Source organism: Pseudomonas sp. 8(2025) (genome assembly GCF_052665325.1).
In genome coordinates, this window is sequence record NZ_JBQOIE010000011.1 from 17759 (window position 1) to 39550 (window position 21792).

Annotated in this window: 18 protein-coding genes; 4 read left to right on the top strand and 14 right to left on the bottom strand. The window is 62.3% G+C overall.

Features of this window, described 5'->3' with window-relative positions:
- Nucleotides 1–25 precede the first annotated feature (25 nt).
- The 7 genes from ACUXVH_RS20545 to minC all read right to left on the bottom strand — a co-directional run bounded on the left by ACUXVH_RS20545 (nucleotide 26) and on the right by minC (nucleotide 6692).
- On the bottom strand, nucleotides 26–2182 hold the full coding sequence (locus tag ACUXVH_RS20545) for a mechanosensitive ion channel family protein (RefSeq protein WP_015636611.1): 2157 nt from the start codon (nucleotides 2180–2182) through the stop codon (nucleotides 26–28).
- 78 nt (nucleotides 2183–2260) lie between these two features.
- Nucleotides 2261–2437, bottom strand: a complete 177-nt coding sequence (locus tag ACUXVH_RS20550) for a hypothetical protein (protein WP_011062653.1) — start codon at nucleotides 2435–2437, stop codon at nucleotides 2261–2263.
- A gap of 111 nt (nucleotides 2438–2548) precedes the next feature.
- Complete coding sequence (locus ACUXVH_RS20555) at nucleotides 2549–3838, bottom strand: M18 family aminopeptidase (RefSeq protein WP_041119454.1); 1290 nt, start codon at nucleotides 3836–3838, stop codon at nucleotides 2549–2551.
- Between the two features lie 124 nt (nucleotides 3839–3962).
- The gene (locus ACUXVH_RS20560; protein WP_041119453.1) at nucleotides 3963–4598 is read right to left on the bottom strand and encodes an RluA family pseudouridine synthase; all 636 of its coding nucleotides are present in this window, start codon (nucleotides 4596–4598) and stop codon (nucleotides 3963–3965) included.
- Between the two features lie 92 nt (nucleotides 4599–4690).
- Complete coding sequence (gene minE, locus ACUXVH_RS20565) at nucleotides 4691–4945, bottom strand: cell division topological specificity factor MinE (RefSeq protein ID WP_007898843.1); 255 nt, start codon at nucleotides 4943–4945, stop codon at nucleotides 4691–4693.
- Entirely contained in the window at nucleotides 4945–5757 is an 813-nt protein-coding gene (minD, locus tag ACUXVH_RS20570) for a septum site-determining protein MinD (protein WP_011062650.1), read from the bottom strand. The genes minE and minD overlap by 1 nt, the downstream gene beginning before the upstream one ends.
- Nucleotides 5758–5957: 200 nt before the next feature.
- Nucleotides 5958–6692, bottom strand: coding sequence for a septum site-determining protein MinC (minC, locus tag ACUXVH_RS20575; RefSeq protein WP_011062649.1), 735 nt, complete (start codon nucleotides 6690–6692; stop codon nucleotides 5958–5960).
- A gap of 122 nt (nucleotides 6693–6814) precedes the next feature.
- Here minC and ACUXVH_RS20580 point away from each other — a divergent pair, with 122 nt between their 5' ends.
- The 3 genes from ACUXVH_RS20580 (at nucleotide 6815) to ACUXVH_RS20590 (ending at nucleotide 12410) form a co-directional block, all read left to right on the top strand.
- Nucleotides 6815–7747 (top strand): lipid A biosynthesis lauroyl acyltransferase, encoded by a 933-nt coding sequence (locus ACUXVH_RS20580; RefSeq protein ID WP_015636608.1) that lies wholly within the window; start codon nucleotides 6815–6817, stop codon nucleotides 7745–7747.
- Between the two features lie 50 nt (nucleotides 7748–7797).
- The gene (locus ACUXVH_RS20585) at nucleotides 7798–8964 is read left to right on the top strand and encodes a patatin-like phospholipase family protein (RefSeq protein ID WP_011062647.1); all 1167 of its coding nucleotides are present in this window, start codon (nucleotides 7798–7800) and stop codon (nucleotides 8962–8964) included.
- Nucleotides 8965–9218: 254 nt separating this feature from the next.
- Nucleotides 9219–12410, top strand: a complete 3192-nt coding sequence (locus ACUXVH_RS20590; protein WP_255313445.1) for an autotransporter family protein — start codon at nucleotides 9219–9221, stop codon at nucleotides 12408–12410.
- Between the two features lie 76 nt (nucleotides 12411–12486).
- On the opposite strand, the gene denD is transcribed toward ACUXVH_RS20590, so the two are convergent.
- Together denD and ACUXVH_RS20600 are read right to left on the bottom strand one after the other, a co-directional pair.
- Nucleotides 12487–13461: a D-erythronate dehydrogenase gene (gene denD / locus ACUXVH_RS20595; RefSeq protein ID WP_065365438.1), complete on the bottom strand. Its 975-nt coding sequence runs from the start codon at nucleotides 13459–13461 to the stop codon at nucleotides 12487–12489.
- A gap of 15 nt (nucleotides 13462–13476) precedes the next feature.
- Nucleotides 13477–14787: an MFS transporter gene (locus ACUXVH_RS20600; RefSeq protein ID WP_011062644.1), complete on the bottom strand. Its 1311-nt coding sequence runs from the start codon at nucleotides 14785–14787 to the stop codon at nucleotides 13477–13479.
- Between the two features lie 160 nt (nucleotides 14788–14947).
- Here ACUXVH_RS20600 and ACUXVH_RS20605 point away from each other — a divergent pair, with 160 nt between their 5' ends.
- On the top strand, nucleotides 14948–15733 hold the full coding sequence (locus ACUXVH_RS20605; RefSeq protein ID WP_019093447.1) for a FadR/GntR family transcriptional regulator: 786 nt from the start codon (nucleotides 14948–14950) through the stop codon (nucleotides 15731–15733).
- 56 nt (nucleotides 15734–15789) lie between these two features.
- Here the strand turns inward: ACUXVH_RS20605 and ACUXVH_RS20610 are convergent, their stop codons facing one another.
- The 5 genes from ACUXVH_RS20610 to alc all read right to left on the bottom strand — a co-directional run bounded on the left by ACUXVH_RS20610 (nucleotide 15790) and on the right by alc (nucleotide 21703).
- Nucleotides 15790–16575: an outer membrane protein OmpK gene (locus tag ACUXVH_RS20610; RefSeq protein WP_011062642.1), complete on the bottom strand. Its 786-nt coding sequence runs from the start codon at nucleotides 16573–16575 to the stop codon at nucleotides 15790–15792.
- 638 nt (nucleotides 16576–17213) lie between these two features.
- Entirely contained in the window at nucleotides 17214–18572 is a 1359-nt protein-coding gene (locus ACUXVH_RS20615) for a nucleobase:cation symporter-2 family protein (RefSeq protein WP_015636603.1), read from the bottom strand.
- 168 nt (nucleotides 18573–18740) lie between these two features.
- On the bottom strand, nucleotides 18741–20069 hold the full coding sequence (locus tag ACUXVH_RS20620) for a urate hydroxylase PuuD (RefSeq protein WP_019093449.1): 1329 nt from the start codon (nucleotides 20067–20069) through the stop codon (nucleotides 18741–18743).
- A 51-nt stretch (nucleotides 20070–20120) separates the two neighbouring features.
- A complete protein-coding gene (locus tag ACUXVH_RS20625) occupies nucleotides 20121–20624 on the bottom strand; it encodes an ureidoglycolate lyase (protein WP_011062639.1) in 504 nt (167 codons plus the stop codon).
- An 83-nt stretch (nucleotides 20625–20707) separates the two neighbouring features.
- Nucleotides 20708–21703 (bottom strand): allantoicase, encoded by a 996-nt coding sequence (alc, locus tag ACUXVH_RS20630; RefSeq protein WP_047337516.1) that lies wholly within the window; start codon nucleotides 21701–21703, stop codon nucleotides 20708–20710.
- Between the last annotated feature and the right edge of the window lie 89 nt (nucleotides 21704–21792).

Sequence of the window (21792 nt, forward strand, 5' to 3'; positions counted from 1 at the left end):
AGCCGGCAAGCCGGCTCCTACAGGATCACTCCTTTTCCGCGCCGCCGCCTGCGGTGATCACCTGGATGCTCATGCGCGGCGTAGCCAGGTCCAGCCCGGCTTCGTCGAGGTGACGCTTGAGGGACAGGTTGAACGCCCGGGATACTTCCCACTGCTTGATCGGTGCGGTCTTGAAACGGGCCCGGAGGATGGCGCTGCCGGACTCGAAACTCTCCACCCCCTGGATTTCCAGCGGCGACCAGATATTGCGGCGCTGCAGGGGGTCGGTGCGCATCTTCTGGCCGACATCGCGCATCAGCTTGATTGCGTCGTCGATTTCCATGTTGTACGGGATCGCCACGCGGAAGATCGCGTAGCCGAACTCCCGGGAGTAGTTCTTGATGCTCTTGATTTCGCTGAACGGGATGGTGTGCACGATGCCGTCGATGTCCCGCAGGCGCACGGTACGGATAGTCAGGCCCTCGACGGTGCCCAGGTGGCCGCCGACATCGACGTAGTCGTCGATGGCCAGGGAGTCCTCGATGATGATGAACAGGCCGGTGATCAAGTCCGCCACCAGGGACTGGGCGCCGAAACCGATGGCCAGGCCGATGACACCGGCACCGGCCAGCAGCGGCGTGACGTTCATGCCCATGTTCGCCAGGGCAACGATGGTGGCAATGATGAAGATCGCCACGAACAGCACGTTGCGGATCAGCGGCATCATGGTTTGCGCGCGCGCGTTGGCCAGGCCCTTGCGCGAGCGGGTCAGGGCGTGATGCACCGCGGTATCGCTGAGAATCCAGATCAGCCACGCAAAGATCAGGGTGCCGCCGAGGCTGAACAGCTTGACGCTGACTTCATGGCCATCGCCTTCGGTGAAGCGGATCAGCGACATGCCCCAGACCCGCAGGCCGAGCTCGATGAATGCCAGCCAGACCGCCAGGTGAGCCAGGGTGTAGAAGAAGCTTTTCAGCCGCTCGGAGTACAGCGCATGGCGTTTGTGCCCGCGCTGGGGCTTGAGGGCATGGCGGCGTACCAGGCCGTTGATCACCATGCACAGCACCAGCAGTACCGTGCACAGCAACGACTGGCGCAGGGCGGTGCTGGTGTCGCCGGCGGAAACGAAGGTGGCGAACAGCGAGATACCTACCAGCACCAGGGCCGGCAGGTACCAGAAGGTGCCGATGATCTCGATGGTGTCGCTCAGGGCCCGGCGGGTCAGGCGCCGTGACAGTGGCTGATTGCGGATCAGGTGGGCGATGGGGCGGCGGAAACGCAGGATGAACACGCCGGTGGACAGCGCCGCCATGACATTGGCGAAGGTCGCCGCGGTATGGGCCAGGTGCTGGCCCAGGCTGGCCACCATGCGTGGGTCGCTCAGGGCCTCGCCAAAGGCGGCGAAGCTGCCGATCCACCACAGCGGGCGGAAGGCCTGGCGCCGCAGGATGTACAGGGCGCGATGGCGGTGCGGGCCATCGAGTACGGAGAACGCCACCACGCAGATCGCCGAGAAACAGGTGCCGACCACCAGGGCGTAGGCCAGGACCATGGCCAGGTCCTTGCCCAGGGAAGAGGGCAGGGAGTAGGTCATGTAGACCGTGATCAACAGGGCGATCAGCCAGGGGCCGAGCTTGCGCAGGGCAAAGCGCAGCAGGTCCCAGGTCTTGGGGTGCTGGGGCAGGTCTTCGGTCAGGCCGAAGCGCAGGCGCACCCGGTGGCTGAGCCAGATCAGCGCTGCTGCCAGCAGGCTCCAGACCATGAGGATCAGGGCAAAGGCAAAGATGATCGGCAGCCACTGGCTGGCTGGCAGCATCAGTGCCGAGAGTTCTTCCTTGGCCAGGTCGAACTCGTCGGACCAGCGGGTAACCGGGCTGTCGGCCCCGGAGAATTGCTTTTCCAGGTTCGACAGGGTGCCGCCGATCAGGCCCAGTACGCCTTCTTCTGGCGTGGGCTGGGCTTTTTTCGTGGCATCCCGCAGTTTCTTCAGGTCCGCCAGCAGCTTGGTCCGTTGCTGGTCGTTCTCCAGGGACTTGATCACCTCGTCCAGGGATTGCCCCAGGGGTTCCTCAGCCTGGGGCTGCGCCTTGGTCTGGTTGCCCAGCAAGCCAGGCAAGCCCACCGCCTGGGCGCTCCCCAGGGGCAGCAGGGTCAGCAGGCAGACGAGCACATAGCAGGGCAGGGCAAAAAGACGAGCGAACACTGGGCGGTCAACCTCGGGGAAAATGGATCGACCGAGTGTACGAGGCCGCCAAATTCAATGCGAGGGTGAGTGCTGCATTTATTCCGCGAGCTTGGCCAGGATCTTGTAGACCACGGTGCCGAGAATCAGCAGCATGCCGATCCACATGCTGAACACACCGAGGTTCTTGTCCCGGAAGTTGAAGCCGATGGCCAGCAGGATCATGCCCGTGAGAATGGGGATGAGCATGGAGTGGAACGAAGACATCGAGATCATGGCGACAGCCTTGTCAGGAGGAGTAACTGTAAGTCTAGGTCGCTTTGTCGCGGCCCGGGTTGATGTGCATCAGAAACAGGCGGGCGTGTGTCCACGCGCCCGCCCTCTGCCTCATGGCAGTTCGTGGCTAGCGTAGAAGGCGCTCAGCACTTTCACCAGATGAGCCAGGTCATGGCTGCCACAGAGCTCGCGGATCGAGTGCATGGCGAAGGTCGGCAGGCCGATGTCCACAGTGCGTACCCCCAGATGGCTGGCGGTGATCGGGCCTATGGTCGAGCCGCAACCCATGTCGCTGCGCACCACGAAGCTCTGTACCGGCACTTCTTCGGCCATGCACAGGTGGCGGAAGAAGCCGGCGGTTTCGCTGTTGGTGGCGTAGCGCTGGTTGCTGTTGACCTTGATCACCGGGCCGGCATTGAGCTTCGGCCCGTGGTTGGCGTCGTGCTTGTCGGCATAGTTGGGGTGCACGCCGTGGGCGTTGTCTGCGGAGATCAGCAGCGACTTCTGAATGGTACGGACGAATTCGTCACCTTCGGGCAACAGGCGGCGCAGGGTCTGTTCGAGCATCGGGCCGTCGGCGCCGCAGGCCGAGCAGGAGCCGACTTCTTCGTGGTCGTTGCACACCAGCACGCAGGTTTCATCGCTGTCGGCGGTGAGCAGGGCCTGCAGCCCGGCGTAGCAGGACAGCAGGTTGTCCAGGCGTGCGCCGGCGATGAAGTCACCGTGCAGGCCTATCACCGCAGCGCTCTGGGTGTCGTAGAAGCTCAGTTCGTAGTCCAGCACCACGTCGGCGTTCAAACCATGCTCGCGGGCCAGTTGGTCGGTCAGCACCGCGCGGAAATCCACCCGCTCGTCACCGGCGAACTGGGCCAGGATCGGTGGTAGTTCGTTCTGCGCGTTGATTGCCCAGCCCTGGTTGGCTTCACGGTTGAGGTGAATGGCCAGGTTGGGAATGATCGCGATCGGTGCCTTGAAGTCGATCAGCTGGCTTTCCACCTTGCCGTCGCGGCGGAAGGTCACGCGGCCGGCCAGGGACAGGTCGCGGTCGAACCACGGAGCCAGCAATGCGCCGCCATAGACTTCGACGCCCAGTTGCCAGAAGCCCTGGCGTTGCAGTTCCGGCTGGGGCTTGACCCGCAGGCAGGGGCTGTCGGTGTGGGCGCCTACCAGGCGGATGCCGCCTTGCAGTGGCGAATGCCGGCCCAGTTTGAAGGCGACGATGGAGGAGTCGTTACGGGTGACGTAGTAGCGGCCGTTGGCTTCGGTGGTCCATGGCTCGCGCTCGTCGAGGCGCTGGTAACCCGCCGCTTCCAGGCGTTGAACGAGGCTGGCAGTGGCATGGAAAGGGGTAGGGGAGGCCTTGAGAAAGTCGATCAGGCCTTGGTTCAACTCTTCGCGCATAAGTAGCTCCAGACAGCAGTGGCGCGAGTTTAACGTATAGGAGTGCCTTGTAGGAGCCGGCTTGCCGGCGAACAAGGGCCGCTGGGGCGGCCTTTGCCCGCAAGCCGGCTTGGGCGGCGTGCGCTCAGAACGGCGCGGGGCAGTCGAAGCGCAGGCGCTCGCCGGTCTGGGGGTGGGTGAAGCTGAGCATGCTGGCGTGCAGGCACAGGCGTGGCCAGGCCGCCAGCGCCTGGGGATGGGCGTACAGGCCATCGCCCAGCAGCGGGTGGCCGATGGACAGCATGTGTACCCGCAACTGATGGGAGCGGCCGGTGATGGGGGTCAATTCGACCCGGCACCAATCGCCGCAGCGTTCCAGGACGCGCCAGAAGGTCAGGGCATGCTTGCCGAATTCGTGGTCCACCACGTGCCGGGGCTTGGTGGGCGGGTCGTAGCGCAGGGGCAGGTCAATGCTGCCGCTGTCCAGTTCCGGCTGGCCCCAGCAGAGTGCGGTGTAGGCTTTTTCCGTTTCGCGGTCATGAAACTGTCGGGACAGTTCGCGATGAGTGTCTGCGTCCCGAGCCAGCAGAATGATCCCCGAGGTTTCCCAGTCCAGGCGGTGGACGATGCGGGCTTCCGGGTAGCCGTTTTCCTGCAGGCGGGTAATCAGGCAATCCTTGTTGTCGTCGGCGCGGCCGGGGACGGAGAGCAGCAGGGTGGGTTTGTTCACCACCAGGACGGCGGCGTCCTGATGCAGGATGTGGATATTCGACAACGGCATTGAAACAGCCTCGTAACAAACGCCAACGGCGGCTCGCCGACCTCGATGCAATGCATGAGGCCCGCGAGCCGCCGTGGCTCCCGTCGGATCAATCAGCGATCAGGCAGGGTGATATTGAGTTCCAGGATCGAGCAGCTGCCCTGGTTTTCCAGAGCGACGTGCACGTCGTCGGACCCGATATTGACGTACTTGCGGATCACTTCCACCAGTTCCTTCTGCAAGGCGGGCAAGTAATCAGGGGTGCTGCGCTGGCCGCGTTCATGCGCCACGATGATCTGTAGACGCTCTTTCGCTACCGACGCGGTGCTGACCTTTTTGCTGGCACGAAAGAAGTCAAAAAGATTCATTATCTACCTCCAAACAGGCGCTCGAAGAATCCCTTCTTCTCGACATCAAGGAACCGGTGCTCCACGGTTTTGCCCAGCAGGCGGTCAACCGCATCGCTGTAGGCCTGGCCAGCATCACTCTGGTCGTCGAGAATCACCGGCACGCCCTGGTTGGAAGCCTTGAGCACTGCCTGGGATTCCGGAATGACGCCGAGCAGGGTCACTGCCAGAATTTCTTTGACGTCTTCAACACCGAGCATTTCGCCATTGCTGACACGCTCCGGGTTGTAGCGGGTCAACAGCAGGTGTTCCTTGATCGCGTCCTCGCCCTTTTCGGCGCGACGGGATTTGCTGGCCAGCAGGCCGAGCATACGGTCGGAGTCACGCACCGAAGACACTTCAGGGTTGGTCACGACAATCGCTTCGTCGGCGAAGTACATGGCCAGGTGCGCGCCTTTCTCGATACCGGCCGGGGAGTCGCAGACCACGAACTCGAAGGTTTCCTTGAGTTCCATCAGGACCTTTTCCACGCCTTCCAGGGTCAGCGCGTCTTTGTCGCGGGTCTGGCTGGCGGCCAGTACGTAGAGGTTTTCCAGGCGCTTGTCTTTGATCAGGGCTTGCTGCAGGTTGGCTTCGCCGTTGACCACGTTGACGAAGTCATACACCACGCGACGCTCGCAGCCCATGATCAGGTCGAGGTTACGCAGGCCGACGTCGAAGTCGACGATCACTGTTTTGTGGCCGCGCAGAGCGAGGCCGGTACCGATAGCGGCGCTGGTGGTGGTTTTACCCACACCACCCTTGCCGGATGTAACCACGAGAATCTTGGCCAAGGTGTTTCACCCCTAAGGAAAAAGGACTTTTAGCCCCTGAAAAACATCTCTTGAAAACTACTGCAGTCGGACAGCCTTGGCTGGAGCTCGGTCAGCGGCAGGGTTTATCGTCGATAAACACTGCTGATTGCCAATTTCCTACTTCGTTTGAGCCGTTTTCGCTACGTTTTAGAGATGCTTGGAAAATGCGGCAGTATCCGTTAAAGACGTGTGATGTTCAACACGTCACCCGACAGGCTGACCTGGACTCCGGAGCCCCACAGCGGGTCGCGTCGCAGGTCCTCGGAAACCTTGTACTGGCCTGCGATGGAGATCAGTTCAGCGCTCAATTGCTGACAGAAAATCCGCGCCTTGGTGTCACCCTTGACTCCGGCCAGGGCGCGACCGCGCATGGGGCCGTATACATGGATATTGCCATCGGCGAGAAGTTCCGCACCGGGGCTGACCGAGGACACCACCACCAGATCGCCACCCTGGGCATAGATCTGCTGCCCACCGCGTACGGGCGAGGTGATGATGCGAGTCGGTTTGATGGTGGGTTCCGGCGGTTTTTCCGGCTTCTTGATTTCACTTTCCGGTGGCTCCAGCGGCCGCTCCCGGGCGCCGGAAGGCGGCAGCACCGGCAGGTCGACGGCAATCGCCGCGGCAATGTCTTCGATGCGGCTGGCGCGGATCGCTAGGGTCCGCAGGCCGTGCTGGCGGCAGACGCGCATCAGCCCGGGCAGATCCACCGAGCCTTCGCCAGCAGGCAGCTTGTCCAGGGCCAGTACCAGCGGGGCGTTGCTGAAGAAGTTCGGCGCCTGGGCGACTTTCGCGGCCAGTTGGCGATCGAGGCCTTCGAGGTCGTTGCGGGCCAGTTCCAGCACGGTGATGGCGAGCATGCTGCCCTTTAACTGGAACACAGGATCTTGGTCTAGCGATTCGGTTTGGCTCATGGTCTGCAGAAGGCGGCTTGTCACTAAAAGTGCCGAGACTTATAACGAGATCGCCCGCGCCCCGCAAGCCAGGTCGAACCGATGTAGAATGCGCGACCTTGTTGTCTGTCCCGGAATCTGTAATGGATCGCCCGCGTTTTCGAGCTGCATTCTTGTCTCCACGTTTCTGGCCGCTGTGGCTGGGGCTTGGTGTGTTATGGCTGATCGTCCAGTTGCCCTATGCCGCATTGCTGCACATCGGTCGCGCCCTCGGGGCGCTGATGTACCGGGTGGCCGGTGAGCGCCGGCGGATTGCCAAGCGCAACCTGGAACTGTGTTTCCCGGAAAAGTCCGCCGCGGAACGCAAACGCCTGCTCAAGGAGAACTTCGCCTCCACCGGGATCGCCTTCTTCGAGATGGCCATGAGCTGGTGGTGGTCCAAGCCGCGGCTGGCTCGGCTGGCCCATGTCGAAGGGCTGGACTACCTCAAGCAGGCCCAGCGCGACGGTCATGGGGTGATTCTCATGGCCCTGCACTTCACCACCCTGGAGATCGGCGCGGCGCTGCTGGGCCAGCAACACACCATCGATGGCATGTACCGCGAACACAAGAACCCACTGTTCGACTTCATCCAGCGCCGCGGGCGCGAGCGCCACAACCTCGATTCCCTGGCGGTAGAGCGCGACGACGTGCGCGGCATGCTCAAGCTGCTGCGGTCCGGACGGGCGATCTGGTATGCGCCGGACCAGGACTATGGCGCCAAGCAGAGCGTTTTCGTGCCGCTGTTCGGTATCCAGGCCGCGACGGTCACCGCTACCAGCAAGTTCGCCCGCCTGGGCAAGGCGCTGGTGGTGCCTTTCACCCAGGAACGCCTGGCCGATGGCAGTGGGTACCGTCTGGTGATCCATGCTCCCCTGACGGATTTTCCCGGCGCCACCGAAGAGGAGGATTGCCTGCGGATCAATCAGTGGGTGGAAACCGCCTTGCGCGCCTGCCCCGAGCAGTACCTCTGGGCTCACCGTCGCTTCAAGAGCCGGCCGCCAGGCGAGCCCAAGCTCTATAAGAAGCGCGGTTGACCCTCTGGCCTTGATGAGCGGCCCTGGTACGCCATGGATGGAGTGAAGCAATGAGTGCTGGACCGGTAACAGGTTTGATTCTTTCCGGCGGTGGTGCCCGGGCCGCTTATCAAGTCGGCGTGCTGGCGGCGATTGCCGAGTTGCTGGGCCCGGGGGCGCGCAACCCGTTCCCGGTGATCGTCGGCACTTCAGCGGGGGCCATCAATGCCGTCAGCCTGGCCAGTGGCGCCGCGGACTTTTCTGCGGCGATCCAGCGCCTCACGGCGTTCTGGCGCAACTTTCGCAGTGATCAGGTAATGCGCAGCGACTGGCCCGGGGTCATTCGCCAGGCCAGCCGCTTTGTCGGCCACAGCCTGCTGGGGCTGGGTGCCCAGGTGCCGGTGGCGCTGATCAACAACTCGCCGCTGCGCGAGCTGCTCAACGAACACATGCACCTGTCGGGCATCAACGACGCGATTGCCCAGGGCCAATTGCACGCTGTGGCGGTAACCGCGTTCGGCTACGAATCCGGCCAGGCGGTGACCTTCTATCAAGGGGGCGGGGTGATCGATCCCTGGCTGCGGCATCGACGGATCGGCATTCCCACCCATCTGACGGTGGATCACTTGCTGGCCAGTTCGGCGATCCCCTTGCTGTTCGCGCCGGTGAAGCTCGACCAGGAGTATTTCGGCGATGGGGCGGTGCGCCAGTCGGCGCCCATCAGCCCTGCCCTGCACCTGGGGGCCAGCCGTGTGCTGGTGGTGGGCGTCAGCGGCAACCCGCGGGGCAACGATCCGGAGAGTGCCGGGCAGCGGACCTATACCGGTCAGGAGCCGACCCTGGCGCAGATTGGCGGGCACATGCTCAACAGCACCTTCATTGACAGCCTGGAAAGCGATATCGAATTGCTGGAGCGGCTCAATCACTTCAGCCGGTTGCTGCCCGGCAGTGCTGCCGACCGCGCCCTGGGCATTGCTCCAGTGGAAGTGCTGGTGATTGCCCCCAGCCAGCCCATCGATGAGATTGCCGCTCGTCATCGGCATGAGCTGCCGGCAGCGTTGCGTGTATTCCTGCGTGGGCCCGGGGCGACCCGCACCAGCGGCGCAGGGGTCTTGAGCTATCTGCTGTTTGAAGCGGCCTACTGCAACGAGCTGATCGAGCTGGGACGCAGTGACGCCCTGGCCAAGCGCGAGGAGCTGGCGCGCTTCCTTGGGCTGGCGCGCGCGCCACGGGCCTGAATCCGCTTGGGAGCATGCATGCGCCTGCGTGCGGAACAATGCGCGTAGCCCTTCCTGCTCTCTATTGCCGGCGCTACCGAGTGCCGGTGCAGTCTTTTAAGATCAATCTGATTACAAAGGTTCGGGATCGCTTGGATGATGGTGGAGATCAATGTCGATCATCATCGCGGTTCCTCCTGCTTTCTACGGCCATTTGCTGTCAATTGTGGACATTGTCTTGAGGAGCCTGCGACGCAAATGTGGTAGGTAGTCTCATGCAACGATTGGTCCGCTCGACGCTGTCGGGCCTTTTTACGATGTCCCTCGTGGCTGTGTCGATCCAGGCGCGAGCTGCTGAGTACGGCCAGATTGATCTCTCCAATCCGGCTGGCGGTGATTCGATGAACCTGCATCCGGGCGACTCCGTGATCTATGACGGCCCGGGGGCGGCGATCAACATTTCGGCCAAGGGCAATAACCTGAATGCCGAAGGGGTTGATATCCAGGCCGGTTCCCCGGGCGGCAACTTCACGGTCGGGGTCAGCGCCAGCGATGGTGGACACGTGACTCTGGTGGATAGCCAGGTACTGAGCCACCGCACTTACGCGCTCGAGGCCCGTGGTCCTGGCAGTGAAATCGTCGCCACCGGCACCTCGCTCACTTCCCGGCAGTCATTTGGTGCCTACGCGTACGGTGGTGGCCGTATCACGCTTGACGGTGGCAGCATTACCACCCTCGGCATCTATGGCTATGGCGTGGTCGCCTCGGGTGCGGGAACGGCTCTGGACGCTCGTAACCTGAGCATCTCTACCAGTAATGCCAGCGGATATGGCGCCGAGGTGTCCCAGCGCGCCTCAATGACGCTGGAGGCGGTCACCATCAATACGGCGGGCGAGGACGCTTCGGTTCTGTATGTCAGGGGGGCCGGGTCAAGCCTGGCCTTCATCGACAGCCATGGCACTTCTGCCAGCTACTCCGGCGCCCGACTTTATGGTGGCAAATTCTCGATGCTTGGCGGCAGCCTCACCGCCCACGAGGACGCAGTATTTCTGGGGTACGACTTCGACGGCGTTGGCTCGTCAGCCGATATTCGCGATGCAACGCTGAGCTCCAGCAATGGCTATGGGCTCAACCTCAATGGCGACGCCGCCAGCGCCACGTTGAATAACGTCCGCATCAGCTCCTCTGGAGCTCAAGCAGGCGGAATATGGATGTTCATGCCCGAGACGAAGCTGGTGGCCGATCGCTTCAGCATCGACACCTACGGCGCCCAGTTTGCCCACGGGCTGGATAACCGGGCCGGCCAGGCGACGCTGAGCAACGGCAGCATCACCACTCATGGTGCGAATTCGCTGGGTTTGTACCTGTACAACCAGTTCGACAGCGATGCCAGCATTGAGGCGAGCAATATCAGGATTGAAACCTTTGGCGCCGGATCCTTCGGCGCCCTGGCACAAACTACGGGAGCCGACCTGCGCCTGGCACAGTCTGAGGTCGTCACCCATGGGCAAGCGGCCCATGGCCTGTACGTGCGGGCGGACGATGTACGTCTGGCCGCCAGTAGCACCGAGGTCATCACCAACGGCAACGGTGCGTCCGCCCTGGCACTGGGCAATGGTGCGGTGGCAACTTTGGAGAACTCCCGGCTGGCCACTCACGGGGACCTGGCGTCTGGCGTCTGGAGTTATGTCAACAGCGGGACGGCGAGCAATAGCCTTTCGCTGACCGGCAGTCAGATCAGTACCCAGGATGGCGCAGGCTTGCTGGCCAGTGGCGGCGATCATCAGTTCACCCTGATGAACTCGAGCATTGTTGCGCGTGCCGATGGGCAGGAGGCCCGGGGCATCTTTCTGCAGACCCGCCAGGCAATGTTGAACAATGTTCCCGTCGATACCGGCCAGGTCAGTGTCGAGGCCAGCGGCTCGACGCTGGTGGGCGATGTCCTTGCCCAGAACGGCAGTGTGGACCTGAGCCTCAGCGCCGGCTCGGAATTGACGGGGGCTCTGCGGGCCGAGAGCGGGGGGCGGATCAACAGCCTGCTGCTCGATGACAGCAGCCGCTGGAACATACGCAGTGACTCGACACTGGGCACCTTGACCAACAACGGTACGCTGGTGTTCGGCGCAGCCGGTTTCCAGACCCTGACCGTTAACGACTACATCGGTAATGGCACGATGGTATTCAACACCCACCTGGGCGGAGACACGTCCCCCAGCGACCGGCTGGTCATCGATGGTGGAACGGCCAGTGGCCGAACCGCAGTACGAGTGCTCAACGCTGGCGGTAAGGGGGGGCTGACGCAGGAGGGGATCCCCCTGGTGCAGGCGATCAATGGCGGAACCATCGCAGCCGACGCCTTCTACCTGGACACGGGCTCCAGCGGTTATCGTTGGAGCGTCGGCAGCCTTTCGATCAATGGCTATGAGTACAGCCTGCTGCAAGGTGGCATCTCGGGCAACACGAATGACTGGTACCTGACCTCAGAAGCCAGCCAGGTGGCACCGGAAGGCGGGGCATATATCGGCACGCAGCAGGCCACCAGGACAATGTTCGACCATGGCCTGCAGGACCGTGCTAGCAAGCGCAGCCTGGGGGCCGACCGCCAGGATTCGGGACTCTGGATGCGGGCCCAGGGGCGGCATGACAAGGGCATGCGCATGGCCGAAGGCAAGGTCGATATCGATTCCAGCAGCGATGTGGTGCAGATGGGCGGGGCGTTGCTGCGCCGGCCGGTGGGCGCGCAAGGTGCGCTCTATGCCGGGCTCATGGCGGGCTATGGCGACGCGCGCATCGACTCGACCTCCACATTGATGCGCCGCGACACCAATACTGCTGTTCGCGCGAAGGCCCATGGCAAGGTCTCGGGTTATTCGGCGGGCGTGTATGGCACTTTCTATGCGGATGACGTGAACCGGCTGGGCGCCTATGTCGACACCTGGTTGCAGTACGGTCGCTATACCAACCGGCTGAGCAGTGAACTGGGGTCCGCCGATTATGATTCGAACCTATGGTCGGCCTCTCTGGAGTCCGGGTATGCATTGGCGCCATTTGCCGCTGATTCTCCCTTCCGGGCCTGGGTGGTGGAGCCTCGCGGGCAGCTGATCTATAGCCGTTATACCGCCAGCGCCGCAGACTTGCGGGATACGCGGTTGCGCAATGGCACTGCCGATGCCTGGCGTTCCAGTATTGGCGTGCGGCTCTACCAGCAGCCTGGTCAGGCGGCCGATGAATCGGTGCTGCGACCCTTTGTCGAAACCAACTGGCTGCATAGCGAGGCGGTGCCGTCGGTACGGATGGGGAGTAACAGCTTCGATGCCAGGCCATCGCGGGATGCTCTGGAACTGAAGGTAGGAGCTCAGGTGCGGGTCGCTCGGGATGTGGAGCTATCCAGTCATCTATTCGGCCATTCGGGAAGCGCCAGCGAGCACGGTTACGGCGGGCAGTTGAACCTGAGCTACAGCTGGTAGTGCTTGCAGGTCTTGTGGCAAACCCAGCGAGGACGGCCTCCAGCTCAAGGAGGCCATCCTGGGGGCGGTCCGTTGTTCAACGATGCAGATAATCCCTGATGAACTGTCGGATCACGCTGGCAAAGTCCGGGTCTGCGGTGAAGCCCAGTTGGTTTGCATAAGGTGTGCTGAACGCTCCCGGCCAAGAGCCGACGATGCGTTCGATGGCTGCATCCGGCCGCAATTGAACCTGCCGGGCCACTGCGTCACCGGCCACCTCGCGCAGCGCATCGATCATCTGCTCCACTGTCTGTGACAAACCGGGCATGTTGATCACTCGGCCCTGGTTCAAGCGCTCGGCGGCCAGCTCATGACCGTGAACCAGGTTGGCAATGGCCTGTGCCGGTGACATCAGCCATAGCCGGGTGTTCAAGGGCACCGGGCAGACACTGGCCTGACCGTTGAGGGGCTCACGGATGATGCCGCTGGCAAAGCTTGATGCCGCCAGATTCGGCTTGCCCGGGCGCACGACGATGGTGGGCATGCGCAGGCTGCGGCCATCGACGAAGCCGCGACGGCTATAGTCGGCCAGTAGCAGGTCGTTCATGGCTTTTTGGGTGCCATAGGAACTCTGGGGTGACCAGACTTGATCATCGCCGACGGTGTCCGGCAGTTGCCCACCGAAGACGGCCACCGAGCTGGTCATCACCCACTTCGGGCAAGTACCCAACTGTCGCGCGCGTTCCAGCAGTCCCTGGGTGGCGCTGAAGTTGACGCGCATGCCCAGATCGAAATCGCTTTCTGCCTGGCTGGAGACCACTGCGGCCAGGTGAAAGATGCTCTGGGTGTTGGCGTCGATCAGGTTCGCCAGGACCTGGGGATCGGTGATATCCCCACCCTTGACCTGGACCCGAGGGTCGTCGAGGCCTTGCACGGGTTCACGGTCGAACGCGGTAATCCGCTGAATGGGGCGCAACTGGCCGTGACGGTCGGTGAGTGAGCCGCGCTCGAGCAGGGCCTGGATCAGGCGGCGTCCGAGAAACCCGGCGGCGCCGGTGACAAGAATATTCATGAGTGACTCCAACTATCAGCGATTGACCAGTTTTCCGGGGATCTTGAAGACCAGCAGGGCTCCGACGAACAGCGCACTGGCCATCACGTACATGCCGATGGTGGTGCTCTGGGTCAGGTCCTTGAGAAAGCCCATCAGGTAGGGTGAAACGAACCCGGCGAGGTTGCCCCAGGAGTTGATCAGGGCAATCCCGGCTGCCGCTGCGGTGCCGCCGAGAAAGGCAGTGGGCAGGCTCCAGAACAGTGGCAGGGTGCTGAAGGCGCCCATGGCCCCCAGGGTCAGGCCGATCATCGACACTGTGAAGTTGTCGCTCCAGGTGGCGGAAATCATCAGCCCCACCCCACCCAGCACCGCGGTCAGCGCCAGGTGCCAGCGACGTTCGCGCAGGCGGTCGGCACTGCGGGATATCAGCACCATGGTCAGCGCCGCTGCGGCATAGGGAATCGCGGTGAGCATGCCGACCTGGAAGACGTCGCTGACGCCTGCCTGGCGAATCAAGGAGGGCAGCCAGAAACCGACGGTGTAGAAGCCGGCGATCATGCAGAAGTAGATGGCGGTCAGCAGCCAGATCCGCGGCTGCCCGAACACTTGGCGCACGCTGTGTACCTGGTGGCCGTCGGTTTCGGCCTCGATCCTGCTCTGCAGCAGGGTCTTCTGTTCCCGGGTCAGCCAGCCGGCGTCGGCGATCCGGTCGCTGAGGCAGTAGATCACCAGGCCGCCCACCAGAATCGAGGGCAGGCCTTCGAGAAAGAACATCCACTGCCAGCCGGCGAATCCGTGATGGCCATTGAGGGCACTCATGATCCACCCGGATAGCGGTGCGCCGATCAGCCCCGAAAGCGGCACGGCGGTAGCGAACAGTGCGTACATCTTGCCGCGGCGGTTGGAGGGGAACCAGTACGACAGGTAGAGGATCACCCCCGGGTAGAACCCGGCCTCGGCGATGCCCAGCAGAAAGCGCATGACATAGAAGGAAGTGGGGGTGCTGACGAAGGCCATGCACGAGGAAATGAGGCCCCAACTGATCATGATGCGCGCGATCCACAGCCGCGCGCCGACTCGATGCAGGATCAGGTTGCTGGGGATCTCCACCAGAAAGTAGGCAATGAAGAAGATCCCGGCGCCCAGGCCATAGACCGCTTCGGAAAACTGCAGGTCTTCGGACATCTGCAGCTTGGCGAAGCCGACGTTGACCCGGTCAAGGTAGGCCACCAGGTAGCACAGCAACAGTAGCGGCAGGATGCGCCAGGCGACTTTACGGTAGGCCAGGTCCTCGAAGGAGGCGGTGACCGGGGCCGAGGCGGTTTGCGACAGTGATTCAGGCATGTCTTTACCCATCCTTGTTTCTTGTATTTGGGTGATTTTGTTTTTATCGGACTTGCTGACATGGCTTAGATAACATAATACATCATACGAATTCAATGGCGGGCTTCGGGCAGGACGGCGTGCCTGAAATGCAGTACCGTTAGCCAATTTGACTACCGAGATGCCCATGTCCAAGCCTGATAACGCTTTCCCCGCCGCCGATTCCCTGGCGACGCTCAAGGATTCGGCCAAGGGCACGCTGGCGGACCAGGTGACTGCGGCGCTCAAGGCACACATCGCCAATGGCGAAGTCCTGCCGGGAGCGCGCCTGCCCACCGAACCGGTTCTGTGCGAGCGTTTCGGCGTCAGCCGCACCGTCATCCGCGAGGCCATATCGCGCTTGAAGTCGGCGGGCCTGGTGGAGGTGCGCCAAGGCAGCGGCACCGTGGTGTGCGAGGGCGCCCATATCAAGGCGTTCACTATCGACCTGGACGTACGTGGCTCGATCGAGGCGGTGCTCAGGGTCACTGAACTGCGTCGTGGTATCGAAGGCGAGGCGGCGGCCCTGGCGGCCCAGCGCCATACCCCTTCGCAGTTAGAGGCGATTCATCAGGCGCTGCTGGCTATCGATAGCGCCGAGCAGGCGGGTCAGGATGGGGTGGAGCAGGACCTGGCGTTCCACCTGTCGATTTCCCAGGCCACCGGTAACCCGCTGTACCCCTCCCTGCATGAATTCATTGCGCAATTCATCAAGGAAGCGATTCGTATCACCCGCTCCAATGAGGAACGGCGCAAGGATCTGGCGCGCACGGTGCGTGCCGAGCATCTGGCGGTCTATCGGGCGATTGCGGCGCGGGATGTCGAAGGGGCGAGGCAAGCGGCGCTGAGCCACATCCATAACGCGGTGGAGCGGCTCAAGAGTGCCGATCCGGCATTCTGGCGGGATTCCGGTTCACGCATTGCCTGATGGCAAATACCGCCTGCGCCCCTCCATGGAGGGGCGCAGGCGGCATCAGCCAAGCATCAGAAGTGGTACTTGACCAGCAGGCTGGCGGTGTCCTGGTTGGTTTCGAAGTTGCGCGAGTCCTCGATACCGTACTTGTTCTTCCAGTAGTCGTACTCGAAGCCGACGTACAGCTGCTTGGCGCCCCAATTCAGCGCCTTGCCCAGGTCGTACTTGATCTGCGGGTTGAAGTGCAGGTTGGCGTGGTAGGTACCCTTGGCGTTCTGGTCGTTGTCCACCACCCAGTCCATGTAGCCGTCGATCAGGATGTCCGAACGGCCCACGGGAATGGTGTAGGACCACACTGGCGTGATCTGCCAGACGTTGTCGCCCGGGCGGCTGCCCTCGGTGTGGCGCTGGTAGAAGTTCAGCTGGAAATAGTCGAAGCCAGGGACTGCCAGGTCGAAGCCCGGGCCGATCAGGTAGGACTCGTTGTCACCTTCGCCAAACTCGTAGGTGAACGCCAGGAGCACGTCCTTGATCGGGCCGAATTCAAGTTTCTGGTCGAAGATCTTGCCGAACGACAGGCGTGGCGTGAACTCGCCGTAGTAAGTGTCCGGGCCGACGTTGCCGTCTTCCTTGCCGTTATAGAAGATGCGGTCGAGGAAGAAAAAGTTATCCCCGTACTTCCAGGCATCGGCATGTTCGAAAGTGACCGTCTGTTGAATCTGCGGGTTAACTTCGAAGTTCTTGCCATACAAGTAAGTCAGGCTGTTGTTCTGCCATTGCAACAGGTCGCCAGCCACGGCCTGCCCCCCGGCCAGCAAGCTGGCGGCCAACATCAGGCTCTTGCACATCGGTTTCATTCGGTTGCTCCCAAGTAGGTAGTTCCACGTTTTTTTGGCTTGGCGCTCTGGTTTGGCGCCTTTTTTCGTTGCTGCAAAAAACCATCCGATCGGTCAGCTTTGTTGCTGTTAGCAAGAGCTGAGCCAAGGCCGAAAAAAAGCAAAAAACTCCCGTCCGGCTGTAGCGATACCGCCGGGCGAGAGTGTTTTTCGCGATGTTTTCTTGCGCCTTGTTACCTGTCCAGGCCGGGATAAGTTGGCTCTTGGGTCAGGTTTTTCATCCGGGCTTTTTTTTAGACCAGACTTGCGCGGCCGCGGAGAATACTGGCTCTCACGGCAGGGCTCAAGTGCTCCGCAACGGCGCACTTGCAACCACTTTGGGGCGGGTATGCGGGCCATCTCAGGCAAGCATCCGCATTGAAGGGCAATAGAGTGCCAATGACTGGCGGCCATCAGGGGGATTGCATGGCGCTAATGGCCGTCCAGCGGCCACCGCCAGGAAAGCCTGGGCAGGCTGCATAGGTGTTGCTCCCTGTTTGTTCTTATTTTCAAGGCGCAGCGTCTAATGGGCAGCGCTCGATCCTGAGTAGGCGAGCGCTGCGGTCAAGCATGAACGGTGAAGCAAGGTCAGGGCGCCGAACCGGCACCCTGCTGGTGACTCAGTGCTGATGGGCGTGATGCGCATTGCTGGCCGCGCGCTCGCTGCCCCCGAGAATGTTGAACAGCAGGTTCAGCACCAGCGCACTCAAGGTCGCCATGGCGATGCCACTGTGGGTGATGGGGCTCATCCACAGGGGCAGGTGGGCGAAGAACTCCGGGCGCACCACGGGAATCAGGCCCATGCCGATGCTCACGGCCACCAGCAACTGATTGCGCCGGTCGGCGATGTCGGCTTCCTGGAGGATCTTGATCCCGGTCGCAGCCACCATGCCGAACATGGCGATGGCCGCGCCCCCCAGCACCGCCGGTGGAATCGACGCCACCAGGAACGCCGCCTTGGGCAGCAGGCTGAGGACGATCAGCAGGCCGCCGGCGACCATGGTCACGGAACGGCAGCGCACGCCGGTCATCTGCACCAGGCCGATGTTCTGGGCAAAGGAGGAGTGGGTGAAGGTGTTGAGGAAGCCAGCGAAGAACGATGCCCCGGCATCACACAGCAAGCCGCGACGCAGCATGCGTGGGGTGACCTCCTGGCCGGTGATCTTGCCCAGGGCCAGGAACATCCCGGTGGACTCGACGAAGATGATCACCACCACCAGGCACATGGAGAGGATCGGGGCCAGGTGGAACTGCGGCATGCCGAAGTGCAGCGGTGTGACCACCTGCAGCCAGGGCGCCTGGGCCATGCCGCTGAGGTCGACCATACCGATCAGGCCACAGAGGATGTAGCCCAGGCCCATGCCGATCAGTACCGAGATGTTCACCCAGAAGCCGCGCATGAAGCGGTGGATCAGCAGGATGGTACCCAGCACCAGGGCGGCGATGGTCAGGTAGATGGGCGAGCCGAACTGGGCTGCGCTACTGCCGCCGCCTGCCCAGTTCACCGCCACGGGAAACAGCGAGAGACCGATCGAGGTGATGACCGTGCCAGTGACCAGCGGCGGGAAGAAGCGCACCACCTTGGACATGAACGGCGCGATCAGCATGCCGAAGAAACCGGCGGCGATGGTTGCGCCGAAAATTCCCTGCATGCCGATGCCGGGCATGCCGGCCATGGCCACCATGCTGCCCACCGCGGCGAAGCTGGCCCCCATCATCACCGGCATGCGAATGCCCATGGGGCCGATGCCCATTGACTGGACGATGGTGGCGATCCCGGCAACCAGCAGGTCGGCATTGATCAGGAAGGCGATTTCTTCACGACTCAGGCCAGCGGCCTGTCCGATGATCAGCGGTACCGCGATTGCACCGCCATACATCAGCAGGACGTGCTGCAGACCGACCAGGATCAGTTGCAGGAAGGGCAAGCGCTGAATGGCGGGCGCATCGGGGACGCACTGTTCGGATGAATCGGACATGCAACACCTCGGATCTTTTTATTCTTGTGATTTAACCGCTGCGTCTTTACGCGCAACGTGTTTGCAACAGGCGAATCTTCTGACTGATGGCAAGAAAGCCCGCTCCTACAGACAATTGCGGTTCTGTAGGAGCGAGCTTGCTCGCGAATCAGCCGGGTACCAGGCTGATCAGTTGGTCTGGGCTCCCTGGGTAATCCAGGCACCGACCAGCTCGCGTTCCTGCTGGGTCATCTGGGTGATGTTGCCCAGCGGCATGATCTGGCTGGCGACGGCCTGGGCCTGGATCCGCGCGGCTTGCAGGCGGATCTGCTCAGGAGTGTCGAACATCACCCCGGCAGGTGCTGCGCTGAACAGGGGGCTGGTGGGCTTGGCCGAATGGCAGACCGCGCAACGCTCCTGGATCACGCTATGCACCTTGTCGAAGGACGGGCCGGCATTGGCCGCCTGCGCCGGGGCGCTGGCCGGAGCCGTTGCCGCAGCGGCTGGAGCGGCCGGTGCCGGTGCCTCTGTCGCAGCCGAGGTTGCCGGCTTGCCGCCCAGGGCGGTTTCCGGCAATGGCTGGTACTGGGTCTGGGCCTTGGCCACTTCCGGAGCGCTTGGCGCTGGGGTCGGGCCGGTCACGTAGGCCAGGCAGATCATGCCCAGTGCCGCGACGGGCAGGGTCCAGGCGAACTTGTGGCTGTCATGACGGGTGTTGAAGTAATGACGCACCAATACCGCCAGGACCGCGATCCCGGCCAGGATCAACCAGTTGTACTGGCTGCCGTAGGTGCTCGGGAAGTGGTTGCTGATCATGATGAACAGCACGGGCAGGGTGAAGTAGTTGTTGTGACGCGAGCGCAGCAGGCCCTTGGCCGGCAGGGTCGGGTCGGGGGTGCGGTTTTCCGCGATCGCTGCCACCAGCGCGCGCTGGGCCGGCATGATGATGCGGAACACGTTGCCCACCATGATGGTGCCGATGATGGCGCCCACATGCAGGTACGCGCCACGGCCACTGAACACCTTGCTGAAGCCATAGGCAGCGCCGATCAGCAGGAGGAACAGGATGAAGCCGAGCAGGGCGGGTTTCTTGCCCAGTGGCGAATCGCAGAGGAAGTCATAGACGAACCAGCCGGCGATCAACGCACCGATACCGATGGCCACGCCTTCAGGGCCGGTCAGGCCGCTGCCGGGGGCAACCAGGTAGAGCATCGGGTTGAAGTAGAACACCAGGCACAGCAGGGCAATCCCGGACATCCAGGTGAAGTAGGCTTCCCATTTGAACCAGTGCAGGTTCTCCGGCATCGAGGGCGGTGCCAGCTTGTATTTTTCCAGGTGATAGATACCACCGCCGTGAATCGCCCAGAGGTCGCCGGACAGGCCGTCCTTGGGGTTGACGCGGTTGAGGTTGTTCTCCAGCCAGACGAAATAGAACGATGCGCCGATCCAGGCCACACCAGTGATCATATGTACCCAACGCACGCTCAGGTTGAGCCATTCCAACAGATGTGCTTCCACAGTCTTTACCTCTTGCCTGCCACCCTTGTTGTCGGGTGATCAGACCTTCTCTTATTGGTGGGGGGCGAGGATCAAACGCTCATCCTCTTTGAAGAAATGCTCATCGCAGTTATTGCCAGTGCCACTGCGATCAACCACCAGGAAGTCATCCCGCTTTTCGATCGTCAGCACCGGGTGGTGCCAGACGCCGCGATGGTAATTAATGCCCTGCCTGCCATTACTGACAAAGGCACGGACCAAGCCCGATACAGGTTCATCGCCAAGTGGCGCGACCACGATCAGAAAGGGATTGCCGAGCAGCGGGATGAAAGCCTGGCTGCCCAGCGGATGGCGTTCCAGCATGCGGATGGTCAGCGGCATGTCCAGCGCGTCGGCGCGGAAGATGCTGATGATGGCCTGGTCTTCCGGCTGAGCGGTCTCGACCGTTGCCAGGCGGTGGAAGCGCATGGTCGAACCGTTGTTGATCATGAAGTGATCGCTGCCGTCGGTCTCGATTACGTCACCGAAAGGGGCGAAGGCTTCTTTGCTCAGGGGCTCAATCACTAATGTGCGCATGCTGTTCTTCTTATCTCGAGTTCGTTGTTGTCTGGTCCGTGGCTACTGCGGGCAAACCGGTCGCCCGCGCGCTGCGCGACCCTTTATTTTTTGACCTTTCCCAGCAGCCGCAGGCGGCTGACGCCACCGTCCGGGAATACATTCAGGCGCACGTGGGTAATAGCCCCCAGTGCCCTGATCTGTTCGACGAAGCTGTGTTCGGCGTGCATTTCCAATTTCTGGCTGGGTAGCAGTTCACGCCAGAACAGGCTCTGGGTTTCGATCTGGCTGTCGGTGCCACCCTTGACGAAGGCGCCCTGGATCGAGCAGCTGTCCGGGTAGTTGCCCTTGAAGTGCAGGGTGTCGACGATGATCTTTTCGATTTCACCGGCATGGCCCAGGGCGATGATCACCCAGTCGTTGCCGGGAGTACGGCGCCGGGCGGTTTCCCAACCGTCACCCATGTTGATGCCGCGGCCGGGGTTGAGGAGGTTGCCCATGCGCCCGAAGTGCTCGTCGGAGCAGGCCAGGGCGCGGCCGCCGTTGAGGGCGGCAGCCAGGTCGACCTGTTCGTCGTCGCCGATGGCCGACCAGTCGCGGTAGGGAATGCCGTAGACCCGCAGCCGTGCTACGCCGCCATCGGGATAGATGTTGAAGCGCAGGTGGCTGAACGGCTGGTGGTTGTGGATCTCGTGGTAGTGGTGGCTGTTGCCCTGCAATTCCACCGCCGACAGCACTTCGGTCCACTGGGTGTTTTCATCCGGTTCGCCTGCGGCCAGGAAGCAGGCTTCCAGGGAGGCCGAGGGCGGGAAGTTGCCGGTGAAGAATGAAGTGTCGATGTCCACGCCCTTGATCGAACCGGCCACGCCGAGGCGGATGACCGCACTGTCGTAGCCTTCGAAGCGCTTGCGGCGTGATTCCCAGCCATCCATCCACTTGCCGTTGTCATCGAATACGCCTTCCTTCCAGACCGCCGGAGTCGGTTGGAACAGGCGGTTGGCGTCGGCGAACCAGTCATCGGTGACCGAGATGATCTTGGTCCCCAGCCGGGCATCGGCCAGGTTGACGAACTTCTCGAAAGCTACGGCGTTGGTTTTCATTCTTCTTGTCTGCCTTGAATTCAGTGGCCGGGGTGCTCGCGAGGCCCTGGGAAATGCACCGGTGCAGATGCTTTCTCGGGCCAGGCGGG